The 13,777-nt window shown below is 71.5% G+C and carries 11 protein-coding genes and 1 pseudogene; 5 read left to right on the forward strand and 7 right to left on the reverse strand.

Features of this window, described 5'->3' with window-relative positions:
* The first annotated feature begins 121 nt into the window (after positions 1–121).
* Together ACFWPQ_RS42685 and ACFWPQ_RS42690 are read left to right on the forward strand one after the other, a co-directional pair.
* Positions 122–1,495 (forward strand): cryptochrome/photolyase family protein, encoded by a 1,374-nt coding sequence (locus ACFWPQ_RS42685; RefSeq protein ID WP_384047787.1) that lies wholly within the window; start codon positions 122–124, stop codon positions 1,493–1,495.
* Positions 1,496–1,592: 97 nt separating this feature from the next.
* Positions 1,593–2,033, forward strand: a complete 441-nt coding sequence (locus ACFWPQ_RS42690; protein WP_361302343.1) for an SPW repeat protein — start codon at positions 1,593–1,595, stop codon at positions 2,031–2,033.
* 76 nt (positions 2,034–2,109) lie between these two features.
* On the opposite strand, the gene ACFWPQ_RS42695 is transcribed toward ACFWPQ_RS42690, so the two are convergent.
* The 3 genes and pseudogenes from ACFWPQ_RS42695 to ACFWPQ_RS42705 form a co-directional block, all read right to left on the reverse strand.
* Entirely contained in the window at positions 2,110–2,877 is a 768-nt protein-coding gene (locus ACFWPQ_RS42695; protein WP_384047918.1) for an ArsR/SmtB family transcription factor, read from the reverse strand.
* 55 nt (positions 2,878–2,932) lie between these two features.
* Positions 2,933–3,362, reverse strand: a pseudogene (locus ACFWPQ_RS42700) (GNAT family N-acetyltransferase).
* Between the two features lie 60 nt (positions 3,363–3,422).
* Entirely contained in the window at positions 3,423–4,892 is a 1,470-nt protein-coding gene (locus ACFWPQ_RS42705; protein ID WP_384047789.1) for an APC family permease, read from the reverse strand.
* Between the two features lie 140 nt (positions 4,893–5,032).
* On the opposite strand from ACFWPQ_RS42705, the gene ACFWPQ_RS42710 reads away from it, so the two are divergent.
* Positions 5,033–6,220 (forward strand): ROK family protein, encoded by a 1,188-nt coding sequence (locus ACFWPQ_RS42710; RefSeq protein ID WP_384047792.1) that lies wholly within the window; start codon positions 5,033–5,035, stop codon positions 6,218–6,220.
* Positions 6,221–6,332: 112 nt separating this feature from the next.
* The gene (locus tag ACFWPQ_RS42715) at positions 6,333–9,080 is read left to right on the forward strand and encodes an exo-beta-D-glucosaminidase (protein WP_384047795.1); all 2,748 of its coding nucleotides are present in this window, start codon (positions 6,333–6,335) and stop codon (positions 9,078–9,080) included.
* Here ACFWPQ_RS42715 and ACFWPQ_RS42720 read toward each other — a convergent pair.
* Positions 9,067–10,500, reverse strand: a complete 1,434-nt coding sequence (locus ACFWPQ_RS42720) for a hydrolase (protein WP_384047798.1) — start codon at positions 10,498–10,500, stop codon at positions 9,067–9,069. The two genes, ACFWPQ_RS42715 and ACFWPQ_RS42720, sit on opposite strands and share 14 nt — an antisense overlap.
* Before the next feature lie 216 nt (positions 10,501–10,716).
* Between ACFWPQ_RS42720 and ACFWPQ_RS42725 the strand changes: the two genes are divergently transcribed.
* Positions 10,717–10,980, forward strand: coding sequence for a GlsB/YeaQ/YmgE family stress response membrane protein (locus ACFWPQ_RS42725; protein ID WP_361302322.1), 264 nt, complete (start codon positions 10,717–10,719; stop codon positions 10,978–10,980).
* Between the two features lie 75 nt (positions 10,981–11,055).
* Here the strand turns inward: ACFWPQ_RS42725 and ACFWPQ_RS42730 are convergent, their stop codons facing one another.
* The 3 genes from ACFWPQ_RS42730 to ACFWPQ_RS42740 all read right to left on the reverse strand — a co-directional run bounded on the left by ACFWPQ_RS42730 (position 11,056) and on the right by ACFWPQ_RS42740 (position 13,764).
* Positions 11,056–11,832: a GNAT family N-acetyltransferase gene (locus ACFWPQ_RS42730; RefSeq protein ID WP_384047801.1), complete on the reverse strand. Its 777-nt coding sequence runs from the start codon at positions 11,830–11,832 to the stop codon at positions 11,056–11,058.
* Positions 11,833–11,906: 74 nt separating this feature from the next.
* Positions 11,907–12,761: a GNAT family N-acetyltransferase gene (locus ACFWPQ_RS42735; RefSeq protein WP_384047803.1), complete on the reverse strand. Its 855-nt coding sequence runs from the start codon at positions 12,759–12,761 to the stop codon at positions 11,907–11,909.
* A 268-nt stretch (positions 12,762–13,029) separates the two neighbouring features.
* Positions 13,030–13,764, reverse strand: coding sequence for a chaplin (locus ACFWPQ_RS42740; protein ID WP_384047806.1), 735 nt, complete (start codon positions 13,762–13,764; stop codon positions 13,030–13,032).
* Positions 13,765–13,777: the final 13 nt, after the last annotated feature.

Genomic DNA, 13,777 nt, shown 5'->3' on the forward strand with positions numbered 1-13,777 from the left:
TCGACGCGGACATGCCGGAAACGCCGGAACGGCGCCGACCGCCGGTCCGCCGTCGGGGCACCGGGAAATGGGAGCGTGGGCCTTTTCGCAGCCTGCCGCCGTACCGCCCAGGAGCCGCCTCATGAACGTCTCGGTCGTCCTGTTCACCGCCGACCTGCGCCTGCACGACCATCCGCCGCTGCGGGCCGCCGTGGACGGCTCGGACGAGGTGGTGCCGCTGTTCGTGCGGGACCGCGCGGTGGACCGGGCCGGCTTCGCCGTGCCCAACCGGCTGGCGTTCCTCGCCGACTGCCTGCGCGAGTTGGACGCGGGGCTGCGCGAGCGCGGCGGCCGGCTGGTGGTGCGTTCGGGCGACCTCGTCGAGGAGGTGTGCAAGGTGGCGGCCGAGGCGGACGCCGGCGCCGTGCACCTGGCGGCCGACGTGAGCGGGCTCGCGCAGCGCCGGGAGGAGCGGCTGCGCCGTGCCCTGGAGGCGGACGGCCGGCGGCTGCACGTCCACGACGCGGTGACCGCGGCGGTCGCGGCCGGTGCGGTGACTCCGGCCGACTCGGACCACTACGCGGTGTTCACACCGTACTTCCGGCAGTGGTCACGGCAGCCGCTGCGGCAGGCGGTGGCCGCGCCGCGCAGAGTCCGGGTGCCGGACGGGATCGGATCCGAGCCGCTGCCCGGCCGCGACCGGCTGTCCGGGGTGTCGGCGGGCCTGGCCGCCGGCGGCGAGACGGAGGGCCGCAGGCGGCTCGCCGCCTGGCTGCGCACGGGCATCGGGTCGTACGAGGACCGCCACGACGACCTCGCCGGGGACGCGACCTCCCGGCTCTCGCCGCACCTCCACTTCGGGACGCTCTCCCCCGTCGAGCTGGTCCACCGGTCGCGCGGGGCGGGCGGCGCGGGCGCCGAGGCGTTCGTGCGGCAGTTGGCGTGGCGGGACTTCCACCGGCAGGTGCTGGCCGCACGGCCGGCGGCGGCCACCGCCGACTACCGTACGAAACACGACCGTTGGCGCACCGGGCGCACCGCCGACGAGGACGCCGGGGCGTGGCGTGCGGGGCGCACCGGCTACCCGATCGTCGACGCGGCGATGCGCCAGCTCCGCCACGAGGGCTGGATGCACAACCGGGGCCGGCTGCTGACCGCGAGTTTCCTGGCCAAGACGCTGTACGTCGACTGGCGCGTGGGCGCCCGGCACTTCCTGGAGCTGCTGGTCGACGGGGACGTGGCGAACAACCAGCTCAACTGGCAGTGGGTGGCGGGCACCGGCACCGACTCCCGCCCCAACCGGGTGCTCAATCCGGTGATCCAGGCGAGGCGTTACGACCCCGACGGCGCGTACGTCCGGCGCTGGGTGCCGGAGCTGGCGGGACTGCCGGGGGCGAAGGTGCACGAGCCGTGGAAGCTGGACGGCCCGCAGCGGGCCGCGTTCGACTACCCGGAGCCGATCGTCGATCTCGCGGACGGCCTCGCCCGGTTCCGGCGGGCCCGGGAGCGCGACTGAGCTACACATAAAGAAGAAATAAGAGCAGAATGTTATCTAGCGGCGTATACCGCACGCTCCAGACGCGGTCAGGCCTGCAAGTCAAAGGAGACGAGTCATGGCCAACGTCTCGCACGGCAGAAGTGACATAACCAGCCACCCCGATGTCTCCGAGATGCGGGAGCGCTACGCCCGCATGCTCGGCGGCCGTGATGTGGCGCTCGTGGACGGACCGGTGTTCCTGCTCGGTCTGTACTGCGCGGCGTCCCCGTGGATCCTCCACTACACGGCGAGCCAGCCCGCACTCGTGGCCCACAACCTGATCATGGGCATAGCGATAGGCCTGCTGGCACTGGGCTTCACCAGGGCACCGGAGCGCATGTACGGCCTGAGCTGGGCCATGTGCGCCATCGGCATCTGGATGATCATCGCCCCCTGGGTGGTCGGCAGCAGCCCGGACAAGGGCGTCATCATCAACAACGTCATCATCGGCGCGCTGGCCCTCTGCCTCGGGCTGGTGTGCGCCGCTTCGGCGGCCAAGCGGACGCCTATGACCTAGGCACACCGGGCACCCCCTTGAAGGGAGGATGCGGGGCCGGTCCGATGACGGCGGACCGGCCCCGCCGCAGGTCCGCTCAGTGGCCGGGGACCAGCCAGGGCTCCTGCGGGAGCGGGCTGCCGGTCTCGATGAGGGACTTCAGGTTGGACAGCACGGCCGGCCAGCCGAAGGAGACGTCGCGCAGCTCGCCCTCGTCGCCCAGGTCCTCATGGGTGACGGTCAGCTTGACGATGTCGGCGTGCGGCCGGATGTCGAAGGTGACCCGGGAGTGCCGGTCCGGCTCCCCCTCGTGCTCGGGCGCGGCCCAGGTGGCGACCAGACGGGTCGGACGCTCGCTCTCGACGACGGTGCCGACCACGTCGGCGATCCCGGAGCCGTCGGTGCGCCGGTGTTCCCAGCGGGATCCGGGCCGCCAGTCGGAGACGTTGGAGTGGCCCCAGTAGACGGCGGTCAGGTCGGCGTCGGTGAGGGCGTCCCAGACCTTCTCGGGGGTGCTGGCGATATAGGTGACGTACACATAGCTGGGCTGGTCGCTCATGACTTCCTCGGCTCGTCGCTTCAGGTCGCCGAGCGCGCGCAGGCGCGGGCGCTCGAACTTGTCGATCCACCGCTCCTGGATCTCGTGGAGCGGCACCGGGTTGAGGTAGTGCAGCTTCTCCCGCCCCCGCCGCACGGTGCTGATCAGGTTGGCGGCCTCCAGGACGGCCAGGTGCTGGGTCACCGACTGCCGGGTCATCGCGATGCGTTCGCACAGCTCGCCGAGCGTCTGGCCGTTCTGCTCGTGCAGCCGGTCGAGGAGCCGCCTGCGGGTGTCGTCCGCGAGCGCCCTGAAGACCTGGTCCATCCCGCTGTCGCCCTCTGATCGCACACTCAACGTTATGCAGGTATCTGCCTGCATGTCAATGCCGGACGCCGGCAGTGCACGCTCGGCCCTTCAGGTCGAACGAGATCCACACGTCCGGCGGCAGCTCCGGCCGGCCCGGCACCGTGCGCGGCTCCTGCGTCCACGCGTCGCCGGCGGCCTCGGCCGCGGCCCGCCGCCAGAAGGCGACGGCGCCCGGGTTCTCGTACTGGAACGCGATCGCCCAGCGCCCGGACGAACGCGAAGCCGACCGGATGCTCGCCCCGCACGAAGAGGCAGGGCGCCCGGTCGGGCGAGGAGAAGGCGTCCTCGACGCGTTCGTCGCGGAACGAGCCGTCGGGCCTCGGCAGGAGCTCGCGGAACTCGGACAGGTCGTGGCGGAACATCAGCCACAGACGCTCGACGACGGGTCGGTCCCCGGGGACGGCAGGACGGACGACGACGTCCGCCTCGGTGTGTTCGGTCATGAAAAAAGCCTCACCCGACGGAAGTTGGCCGCCGGGTGAGGCTCACGTGTGCCGGGGAGACTACACCACGACCGCCTCGTCGGGCGTCAGGTACTCCTCGCTGATCTCCTTCGCCCCGAACGGCCACACCTTCTCCAGCCGGGACCAGACCAGGAACGCCACGCAGCCGAGGGCGAGCCAGGCCAGGGACCACTCGATGGGGTGGCGGCCCGGGGAATTCCGGTCGGCGTAGCCGTAGATCACGCACCAGCCGGCGAAGGCCACGATGCTCGGCAGCGGGTAGAGCCACATGCGGTACGGCCGTTTCAGGGCCGGCTGCCGGCGGCGCAGCACCGTGAGCGCCACGATCTGGGCCAGCGCCTGGACGATCACCATCACGGTGGTGAGCAGCTGGATCAGGGTCGCCAGGTCGGTGTGGCGGCCGATCAGGAAGCCGATCGCGGTGATCACGCCCATGGTCGCGAGACCGAGCATCGGGAAGCGGTGCTTGGGGTGCAGCTTCTCGTAGGGGCGGAAGAAGACACGCTCCCGGGCGGCGTCGTAGGGCACCCGGGAGCCGCCGAGCAGGCCGGTGAAGACCGAGGCGAAGGCCGTGATCAGGATCAGCACGGTCACCGTGTCGGCGGCGCCCCTGCCCCAGGTCTTCTCGAGGACCGCCGAGGCCACGGAGGTCGACGCGATGTCGTCCGGGTTCGTCATGCGGTGCCAGTCGATGACGCCGAGCGTGCCGATCTGGAGCAACAGGTAGATCGCCATGATGCCGAGGATCGAGAAGAGGATCGAGCGCGGCAGGACGCGGCCGGGGTCCTTGATCTCGGCGCCCATGTAGGCGGTCGTGTTGTAGCCGAGGTAGTCGTAGATGCCGATGGTCAGGCCCGCGGCGAAGCCGAGCCAGAAGTGGTCGCTGGTCAGGTCGAAGGCGTGGGCCGGGTAGGTGAAGGCCAGGTGCGGGCTGAAGTCGCTCGCCGCGGCGACGATCACCAGCAGCACCGAGGCGATCATCACCGTCCACATGACGGCGGTGATCCTGGCGATGTGCTCGATGCCGCGCCAGAGCAGCAGGATCACCAGGGCGATGACGCCGAGCCCGATCAGGTCGCCGGAGGTCTGGCCGAGGCCCGGGGCGAGGTAGCCCAGGTACTGGACGAAGCCGACCACACCCGTGGACATGATCAGCGGGATGAAGAGCATCGCCGTCCACACGAAGAGGAACGGCATCAGGCGTCCGGTGCGGTACTGGAAGGCCTGGCGCAGATAGACGTAACTGCCGCCGGAGCCGGGCATCGCGGCGCCGAGTTCGGCCCAGACGAGACCGTCGCAGAGCGCGAGCACCGCGCCCGCGACGAAGCCGATGACGGCCTGCGGGCCGCCGAACGCGGCGACCATCAGCGGGATGGTCACGAACGGACCGATGCCGCACATCTGGCTCATGTTGATGGCGGTGGCCTGGAACAGACCGACGCGGCGGACGAAACCGCCGGTCGGCGGGGCACTGCCCGAGACGACGGGACTACCGGGACCTGCAGACATGGGGGCTCCTGGGCGAGACACGGGGAAGCGGGCGAGGGCTCGTACGACGGGCGGGGGCCGACTCGGCGGGATGGCCGATAAAGTTAAGGAGCCTTACTAGATGCGTCAAGTATGCGTCGGGAATCGGTGAGAATGGTGTGATGGCCGCCAGCGACGTCGAAGAGCAGCAGGAGCAGCCCTGGAGCCGCCAGCGCCTGCGCAGCACCAACGAGCGGCTGCTGCTGGACCGGCTGCGCACCCTCGGTTCGGCCTCACGCGCCCAACTCGCCCGCGAGACAGGGCTGTCGAAGCCGACCGTGTCCAGCGCCCTGGCCGCACTGGAGTCGGCGGGCCTGGTCCACGAGGTCGGCACCCACGCCCCGGAGCGCGGCCGTACGGCCGTGCTGTACGCCCCCGACCCGGCGGCCGGGTACGCGCTCGGCGTGGACGTCGGCCGGAGCTGGCTGCGGGTGGCGGTCGCCGATCTCGACGGCACCCTGGTGGCCCGCTCCGATGTCCGCAACCGGGCCCGGGGGTCGGCCGCGATGGCCGACCTCGTGGTCACGACCGCCCGGCAGGTCGTCGCCAACTCGGAGGTGGACCCGGCCGAGGTGGTGCACGGGGTGGTGGGCACGCCGGGCGTCTACGACGAGCGCCAGCGCCGGGTGCGGTACGCGATGCATCTGCCGGGCTGGGGGCGCGCGGGCCTCTTCGACCGGATGCGCGAGGAACTGGGCGTCCCGCTCGAGGTGCACAACGACGCCAACCTCGCGGCCCTCGGCGAGTACACGTACGGCGTCGGGGCGGGCAGCCGGCTGTTCGCGTACATCATGATCGGCACCGGCCTCGGGATGGGGGTCGTCAGCGAGGGACGGCTGTTCACCGGGGCGCACGGGCTGGCCGGGGAGATCGGCTTCCTGCCCTGGCCGGGGCGGCAACAGGGGCCCGAACGCCTTGAGGACGCGGTGTCGGGGGTGGCCGTGGTCGAGACGGCGCGGCGGCTGGGGATGAGCGGGCAGCTGACGGCGAAGTCCGTGTTCGACGCGGCCCGCCAGGGCGACCCGGCCGCGGTGGAGGCAGTACGGCTCGAAGGCGAGCGGATCGCACACACCGTGGCCGCAGCGACCGCCGTGCTCGACCCCGACCTGGTGGTGCTCGGCGGCGGTGTCGGCCACAGCGTCGACCTGCTGCTGCGCCCCGTGCGGGAGCATCTGCGCACCCTCACCCCGCTGCGCCCGAAGCTGGCACCCAGTCGGCTCGGCGAGGACGCGGTGCTGCTCGGCGCGGTGGCCACGGCCCTGGGCACCGCCCGTGACCTGGTGTTCGAGCGCAGGTCGAGCGCGTCCTGAGAACGACGGCAGCAACTCGCGCGGGCCCCACGGTGATTGACACGGCCTCTGCGGCAACCTAGCTTGAGCCGGGTTAGTAAAGTTTCCTAACTTTACGAGCCTGGAGACCATCGTGTTCCCTCGCCGTGCCCCCGGACACCGTCTCGCCCCGGCCGCCGTGGCCCTGGGACTGCTCTGCTCACTCAACACCAGCGCCTGGGCCGGGGCCCGCGACCCGGCGCACGGGCCCGCCCCGATCACCCGTGTGCCGTCCGCCGCCGGGTCCGCGACCCCGCTGTCGGGCTACGCGATCCGGTCGACGGCCGACGTGGGCGACTCCGCGGCGGCGGTCTCCTCCCCCGGCTACCCCACGCAGGGCTGGTATCCGGCGGGACCCCGCTCCACGGTCCTCGCCGCGCTGCTCGCCGACGGCGTCCACGACGACCCGTTCGTCTCCACCAACCTCCAGAAGATCCCCAAGTCGCCCTTCCAGGTCCCCTGGTGGTACCGCAGCGACTTCACGGTCACGGACCCCTCGCACCGCACCTACCTGGACTTCAGCGGGGTGATCTCGGCGGCCGACGTGTACGTGAACGGCCGTCAGGTCGCGACCACCGCCGACGTCACCGGCGCCTACACCCGTCACGAGCTGGACGTCACCTCGCTCGTGAAGGCCGGCACGAACACGGTCGCCTTCCGGATCCAGCCCAACGACCCGAACAAGAACCTCACCATGGGCTGGCTCGACTGGCTCCAGCCCCCGCCCGACCAGAACATGGGCATCGTCCGTGACGTCCTGGTCCGGCGCGGCGGCCCGGTCGCGCTGCGTGACGCGCACGTGGTGACGAAGCTCGCGGTGCCGTCCCTCGCGACGGCCGACCTGACCGTGAAGGCACAGGCCCGCAACGACTCGGACGCGCCGGTCACCGCCGAGGTCTCCGGCACCGTCGCCGGGGTGACCCTCACCAGGTCGGTCGAGCTCGCGGCCCACCAGACCAAGAGCGTCACCTTCACCCCCGCCGACACCCCGGGGCTGCACCTGACCTCCCCGAAGGTGTGGTGGCCCGCGGGGATGGGCGGCCAGCCGCTGAACGACCTCGACCTCACCGCGTCCGTCGGCGGCACGGCATCGGACACCGCCCACGAGACCTTCGGCATCCGGGACGTCCGGGCCCCGCTGAACTCCGACGGCGCCCGCCAGTACTCGATCAACGGCCGCCGGCTGCTGATCAAGGGCGGCGGCTGGTCACCGGACGAGTTCCTGCGCTGGGACCGCGCCTACGCCGAGGACCGCCTCAAGTACGCCGTGGACCTGGGCCTCAACGCCATCCGCCTTGAAGGCCACATCGAGCCCGACGAGTTCTTCGACCTCGCCGACCGCCTCGGTGTCCTGACCCTGCCCGGCTGGGAGTGCTGCGACAAGTGGGAGGGGCAGACCAACCCCGGCGAGAGCGGCGAGAAGTGGACCGCCGCCGACTACCAGGTCGCCCAGGCCTCTATGGCCGCCGAGGCCGCGCGGCTGCGTGACCACCCGAGCGTGGTCTCCTTCCTGATCGGCAGCGACGCCGCGCCCGACGCGACGATCGAGAAGAACTATCTGGACGCCCTGGCCGCCGCCGACTGGGCCGTCCCGGTGGTCCCCGCCGCCTCGGACAAGTCCGCGCCCCAGCTGGGCAGTTCGGGCATGAAGATGACCGGCCCCTACGACTGGATCCCGCCGGGCTACTGGTACGCCAAGCGCGAGGGCGGCGCCACCGGCTTCAACTCGGAGACCAGCGCCGGCCCGGACATCCCCACCCTCGACACCCTGCGCCGGATGATGACCCCGGCCGAACTCGACACCCTCTGGAAGAACCCGGACGCCAAGCAGTACCACCGCTCGCCGTCCGCGACCTTCGGCACCCTGAAGGTCTACGACGCCGCCCTCACCGGCCGCTACGGCGCCCCGAAGAGCCTCGCCGACTACGTCAGGAAGGCGCAGCTCGCCCAGTACGAGAACGTCCGCGCCCAGTACGAGGCGTACGAGCGCAACCAGACCGACGCCTCGAAGCCCTCGACCGGCGTCGTCTACTGGATGTTCAACAGCGGCTGGACGTCCCTGCACTGGCAGCTGATGGACCGTTACCTCGACCAGGGCGGCGCCTACTTCGGCGCGAAGAAGGCCAACGAGCCGCTGCACGTCCAGTACTCCTACGACGACCGCTCGGTGGCCGTGGTGAACAACCGGCACACGCCGGTCTCCGGGCTCACCGCGCGGGCCACCCTCTTCAACCCCGACGGCAGCGAGAAGTACGACAGGACCGTCACCGGTGTCTCGGTCCAGGGCGACGGCGCGCACAGCACCGCGCTGACGCTGCCGGCGTCGGTGAGCGGGCTGGCCTCCACCTACCTGGCGCGGCTGGTCCTGACCGACGCCGACGGCAAGGAGGTGAGCCGCAACGTCTACTGGCTCTCCACCAAGGCCGACACCCTCGACTGGGCGAAGACGGACTGGTGGCACACGCCGACGACGGGCTACGCCGACCTGACCGGACTGTCCTCGATGGCCCAGGTCCCGGTCACGGCGACGGCTTCGACGACGGAGGCCGACGGCACGTCGACCACCACGGTCAGCGTCCGCAACACGGGCACCGGGAAGACCCCGTCCCTGCTGACGGACGTCCATCTGGTCGACGCCAACGGCAGGCCGGTGTTGCCGGTCCGGTGGTCGGACAACGAGGTCAGCCTGTGGCCGGGCGAGTCGGCGACCCTGACGGCCACCTACCGGACCGCCGACCTGCACGGGTCGCCACCTCAGGTGCGGGTCTCCGGCTGGAACGCGGTGGAGCGGACGGTTCCGGCGGGCCCGCCGGAACCGTCCGTCCCGCTCAGCTCACGTTGAGCGCGGTGTCGTCGACGACGAAGGACGTCTGGAGGGTCGAACCCTCGACACCGGAGAACTTGATGGTGGCCGTGGTGCCGGCCAGGGAGGAGACGTCGAAGCTCTTGAGGACGTATCCGGAGGCCGCGTTGAGGTTGGAGTACGTGGCCAAGGTGGTGGATCCGGCGGTGACCGTCAGCTTGTCGTAGGCGGTGCTGGTGGTGGTCTCCGCGGTGTCTATGTGCAGATAGAAGCTGAGCGTCGCGGAGCAGCCGGACGGAATGGTCACCGACTGGGACAGCGTGTCGGTGTGGGCGGACCCGTAGCCGTCGAGCCAGGCCTTGTAGGAGCCGGTGCGGGCCGCCTCGCTGCTGGAGTTGGTGATGACCCCGCTGCTGGCGGTCCAGGTGGTGTTGCCGGACTCGAAGCCGGGGTTGCCGAGGAGCTGGGCGGAGGTGCAGGTGCCACCGCCGCCCCCTCCGCCGCCGCCTCCGCTGCCGCTGCTCGCGCCGGTGAGCCAGGCGGTGGCGTTGAGGGCGAGGGCGGCGTTGGTGGCGCCGGTGTCGTTCCAGCCGTCGTACAGCGTGTTGCCGGACTGGCCGGTGCCGTCGTCGATCGGGGAGCTGTCGCCCCAGAACGCGACCCGCCCGCTGCCGAAGGTGCTGGTGGCGAAGAAGGCGCCGGTGTTGCCGGAGTAACCGCTGCGGTACACCAGGCCCTTGACGTTGGAGTTGTCCGAGGGCTTGAGGGTGGCGGTGGTGCCGTCGGCGATCAGGCTCTTGGTGACCGTGCCGAAGGAGCCGTTCAGCACCACGTTGCTGCTGTCGCTGATGGCGGCCGGGTAGCCGGAGCTGATGTCCAGCGAGTCGATCGAGAAGCCGAACGGGTCGGTCGAGTCGACACTGTTGTTGGTCATCAGGTCGTTGAGGATCTCGACGGCGTCCTCACCGTCGCTGTTGCGGTCGGCCCCGGTGTGGTCGGAGATCATGAAGAGACCGCCGCCGTTGTTCACGAAGTTCATGATCGCGGTCTTCTCGGCGGTCGTGAACAGCGTGTTGGGCTCGGGGAGGACCAGGGCGTCGAAGTTCGACAGGTCGGTCGTCGACGAACCGCCGTAGGTGAGCGCGCTCGTCGCGGTCTTCATGCTGTAGCTGCCGGTCTTCTGGAGGGCGACGCCCCACGAGGACAGCGCGCCGGTCCAGTCGGTCTCCGAGGACGGGGAGGAGTCCTGGGAGAGCGGGTCGGGCTTGCTGGTGGAGATGATCCAGTCCGCGTTGCCGGCCTCCTCGGCGTGGCCGTCGTCGAACAGGACCCGGTAGGTGGTGGCCGCGTGAGCGGGGGCGGCCGCTGTGCCGACCTGGAGGGCGGCTCCCGTGACGAGCAGTCCGAACCCGGCCAGGGCGGTGGTGATTCTGTGGCGGGATCTGCTGGATCCAAGCATCCGGCGAACCTCCATGAGGGGTGGGGTAGAGGCGGTGCGGGCGCCAACTCTGCGCGCGTAGAACCTGCTTGAGATTTCTACACGCGTCGACCCTTTGAAAGGTACATGGCATGTCGGGTCGGTGAACAGAAAACCGCTGTAACAACCGGACGGGACTGCCTCCGCACTGAGCGGGCAGATTGGACAGCAGCGGGGTACAGACGAAGAGGGGCGGACATGGAGATCTCGGGCATCATCAGCGCCATCGTCATCGGACTCATCATCGGTGTGCTGGGGCGCCTGGTCGTCCCCGGCCGCCAGCACGTCGGTGTCCTGTGGACCGTCGTCGTGGGCATCGTGGCGGCCCTGCTGGGTTCGGCGATCGCGGCGGGCTTCGGCGTGGCCGACACCAAGGGACCCGACTGGATCGAGTGGTTCATCCAGATCGCACTGGCGGCGTTCGGCATCGCGGCGCTGGACCGCTCCAAGGCACGCCGGTGACCGGAGCGCGCCGCACGCGCGGCGGGCACGCACCGAGTGGTGCGGTCCCGCCGCCCGGGCACGCCGCCCGGCCGCCTACTTCGGAGAGAGGTACGGCGTGGTCGTGCTCAGGGCCTCGAAGCCCAGCCGCTCGAGGATGGGCCGGCTCGTGGGCAGTGCGTCCACCTGGAGGTACCGGCAACCGTGCGAGGCGGCGACACGGGCCCGGTGGGCGACCAGCGCACGGTACACGCCACGCCCGCGCCACCCCTCCACCGTGCCGCCGCCCCACAGTCCGGCGAACCGCGCCCCCGGTACCAGTTCCACCCGGGCGGCGCTGACCGGCTCGTCCCCGGCGAGCGCGATCATCGCGACCATGCTGTCCGGCTGCTCGGCGAGCCGCGCCAGCAGCCGGTGCCGGAGCAGCGAACCGTCGGTGCCGAAGGCCTTCTCGTGCACGTCCACCATGAGCTCGATGCCCGCCCGGTCCGTCGCGGGCACCACCCGTACGCCGTCCGGCAGTCCGGCGTCGAGGCTCAGCCGGGCGACCTCCCCGATCATCAGCGTCTCCTCCGGCTCCGGCGTGAACCCGGCCGCGGTCAGCCGGTCGCCGAGGTCCGACGGCCGGTCGTGGCCGTAGACCTTCCACTCGAACTCCCGCCCGTGGGCCGCGAAGAAGTCGACCTGCTCGGCGATGGCGCGATCCGCGGTCGCCTCGTCCAGGTCCGACCAGAGGACGCCGTTCCACCCCTCGGCGTCCGCCACCTGGCGCACCACCGCGCCCACGCGCTCGATCCGGGCGCCGGGCCCGTCGGGCCGGGCGCCTTCGCGCATGTCACGGTCGTACAGGGCGAGTACGGTTCGACGATCCATCCGCGCACTCCACCATCGGGACGCGACGGCCGCAACGCCATTTCCGGGTGGCAGCCGTTCGCCCGGGGTGGCGGTCAGCCCAGTTCGAGCGTCGTGATGCCGAAGACCCGCTCGCGGGCGTGGTCGCGGACCGGGCCCGTGTACATGCGGGCGGTCTCGAACGAGGGGGTGAGGCCGGCCGCCTCGGCGAGGGCGACACCGGCCGTGCTGGTCTCCGGTACGTCGATGGCGACCTGGCTGCCCGCCGCCTCGGCGGTGAGGGCGGTGAACAGGGCACGGGCGTCCTCGGCGGTGTCGGCGAAGAGCGGGCCGATGCGCAGGGTGTCGCGGCCGGGGCGGAGCACACCGTAGCCGGTGAGGCGGTCGCCGTCGTGGCGGACGAACGCCTTGTGACCGGGTCCGGTCAGCCACGCGGCCACGAAGCGCGGCCGGTCGGCCGGGCAGCAGGCGCTGTCGTACGCCGTGACGGCGGCCAGGTCGGCGGCGCCGGCGGGCCGGACGCCGACGGGGGTCTCGGCGGCGTGGGCCTCGCCCACGAACCGGGCGGTGCGGTGGGCGAGTTCGAAGCCGGACTGGCGGTAGTTGTCCTGCTGGGCCACCACGCCGTCCAGGCCGACCGTGCGGTTGCCGGCGTGGGCGAGCGCGGTCTTCCAGGTCGTGAGGCCGTGGCCCTGGCCGCGCAGGTCGGGGCGGACCAGATACCAGCCCAGGAAGGCGTAGTCGGCCCCGTAGTTGACGACGGAGATGGCCGACACCGGTTCACCGTCGATGCGGCCGACGAAGAACCCGTCGGGGTCCTGCGCGAAGAAGGCGGTGGTGTCGGACAACCCGGGATTCCAGCCCTCGTCCGCCGCCCAGCCTACGATCACCGGCCAGTCGTCGGGGGTGGCCCGGGTGACGACGAGGTCCTGGGGGGCCGGAGAGGTCATCGATGCGCTCCATTCCGTAGCGGGTGTCCGACCGCGCGGCGACCGGCGCCGCGCGCCCGCAGCATCCTTCCCGATCACCGGAGACCGCGCCACGACGGGATCAAGCCGTTGCCGTGCCCGACGACGGCCGCACGCTCGCCGAACGGAGTGGGCGGCCGTTCGGTGCGGCTGGCGGCGGGCGGGTGCATGGCGCAGGCCCCACCGGTCGGGTCCGGTGGGGCCTGCCGAAGCGCGGCGCGTCAACCCGCCTTGGTATCACGTCGGCCGGTCAGCGCGTCCGGCCCGGGCGGAAGCGCCGGTGCAGGGCGGTACCGGCGAGCAGCAGCGCCGCGCTGCCCGCCACGGCGGCGCCGGTGAGGTCCGTGCCGGTGTGGGCGAGGGTGGCCTCGGCCGGCGGCTCGGCGGGGTGGTGCACCTTGGGACCGGTGTGGGTCTTCGGCGGCGTAGGGGCCGGCGGCTCGGGAGCAGGCGGCTCGGGGGCCGGCGGCTGAGCCTTGGGCGGCTCCGGGGTGGGGGGCTTCGGCGGGCTCGGGTGGTCGCCGGAGGTGTTCACGCAGGTGTTGCCGGCCGCCGGGTTCAAGAGCCCCACCACGTTCACGGTGTTCCCGCACACGTTCACCGGGACGTCCACCGGCAACTGGACACCATTGCCGGAGATCACCCCGGGCGAGTCCTTCTCGGCGCCCTGCGCGGACGCGCCACCGGACGTCGCCGCGCCACCCGACGTCGCCGAGCCGCCGGGAGCGCCGTGACCGGCGCCGCCGCCCGCGTTCACGCAGGTGTTGCCGGCCGCCGGGTTCAAGAGCCCCACCACGTTCACGGTGTTCCCGCAGACGCTCACCGGGACGTGCACCGGCAACTGGACACCATTGCCGGAGATCACCCCGGGCGAACCGGCCGCGATTCCGTCCGCGCCCGCGTCGGCCCAGGCCGGGACCGCCACGGCCATCGCACCGGAGGCGGCAGCGACGGCGATCACACCGTTTCGGGTAACCCGTTTCATAGGTTCCCTGCCT

It is taken from the genome of Streptomyces sp. NPDC058464, from assembly GCF_042721035.1.
In the GTDB taxonomy this organism is placed as follows: Bacteria; Actinomycetota; Actinomycetes; order Streptomycetales; family Streptomycetaceae; genus Streptomyces.

Coding starts and splice junctions, on each gene's coding strand:
- ACFWPQ_RS42730 (WP_384047801.1), bottom strand. CDS start 11,832: ATGGATCGTCGAACCGTACTCGCCCTGTACGACCGTGACATGCGCGAA.
- ACFWPQ_RS42740 (WP_384047806.1), bottom strand. CDS start 13,764: ATGAAACGGGTTACCCGAAACGGTGTGATCGCCGTCGCTGCCGCCTCC.
- ACFWPQ_RS42725 (WP_361302322.1), top strand. CDS start 10,717: ATGGAGATCTCGGGCATCATCAGCGCCATCGTCATCGGACTCATCATC.
- ACFWPQ_RS42685 (WP_384047787.1), top strand. CDS start 122: ATGAACGTCTCGGTCGTCCTGTTCACCGCCGACCTGCGCCTGCACGAC.
- ACFWPQ_RS42720 (WP_384047798.1), bottom strand. CDS start 10,500: ATGCTTGGATCCAGCAGATCCCGCCACAGAATCACCACCGCCCTGGCC.
- ACFWPQ_RS42695 (WP_384047918.1), bottom strand. CDS start 2,877: ATGGACCAGGTCTTCAGGGCGCTCGCGGACGACACCCGCAGGCGGCTC.
- ACFWPQ_RS42710 (WP_384047792.1), top strand. CDS start 5,033: ATGGCCGCCAGCGACGTCGAAGAGCAGCAGGAGCAGCCCTGGAGCCGC.
- ACFWPQ_RS42735 (WP_384047803.1), bottom strand. CDS start 12,761: ATGACCTCTCCGGCCCCCCAGGACCTCGTCGTCACCCGGGCCACCCCC.
- ACFWPQ_RS42705 (WP_384047789.1), bottom strand. CDS start 4,892: ATGTCTGCAGGTCCCGGTAGTCCCGTCGTCTCGGGCAGTGCCCCGCCG.
- ACFWPQ_RS42690 (WP_361302343.1), top strand. CDS start 1,593: ATGGCCAACGTCTCGCACGGCAGAAGTGACATAACCAGCCACCCCGAT.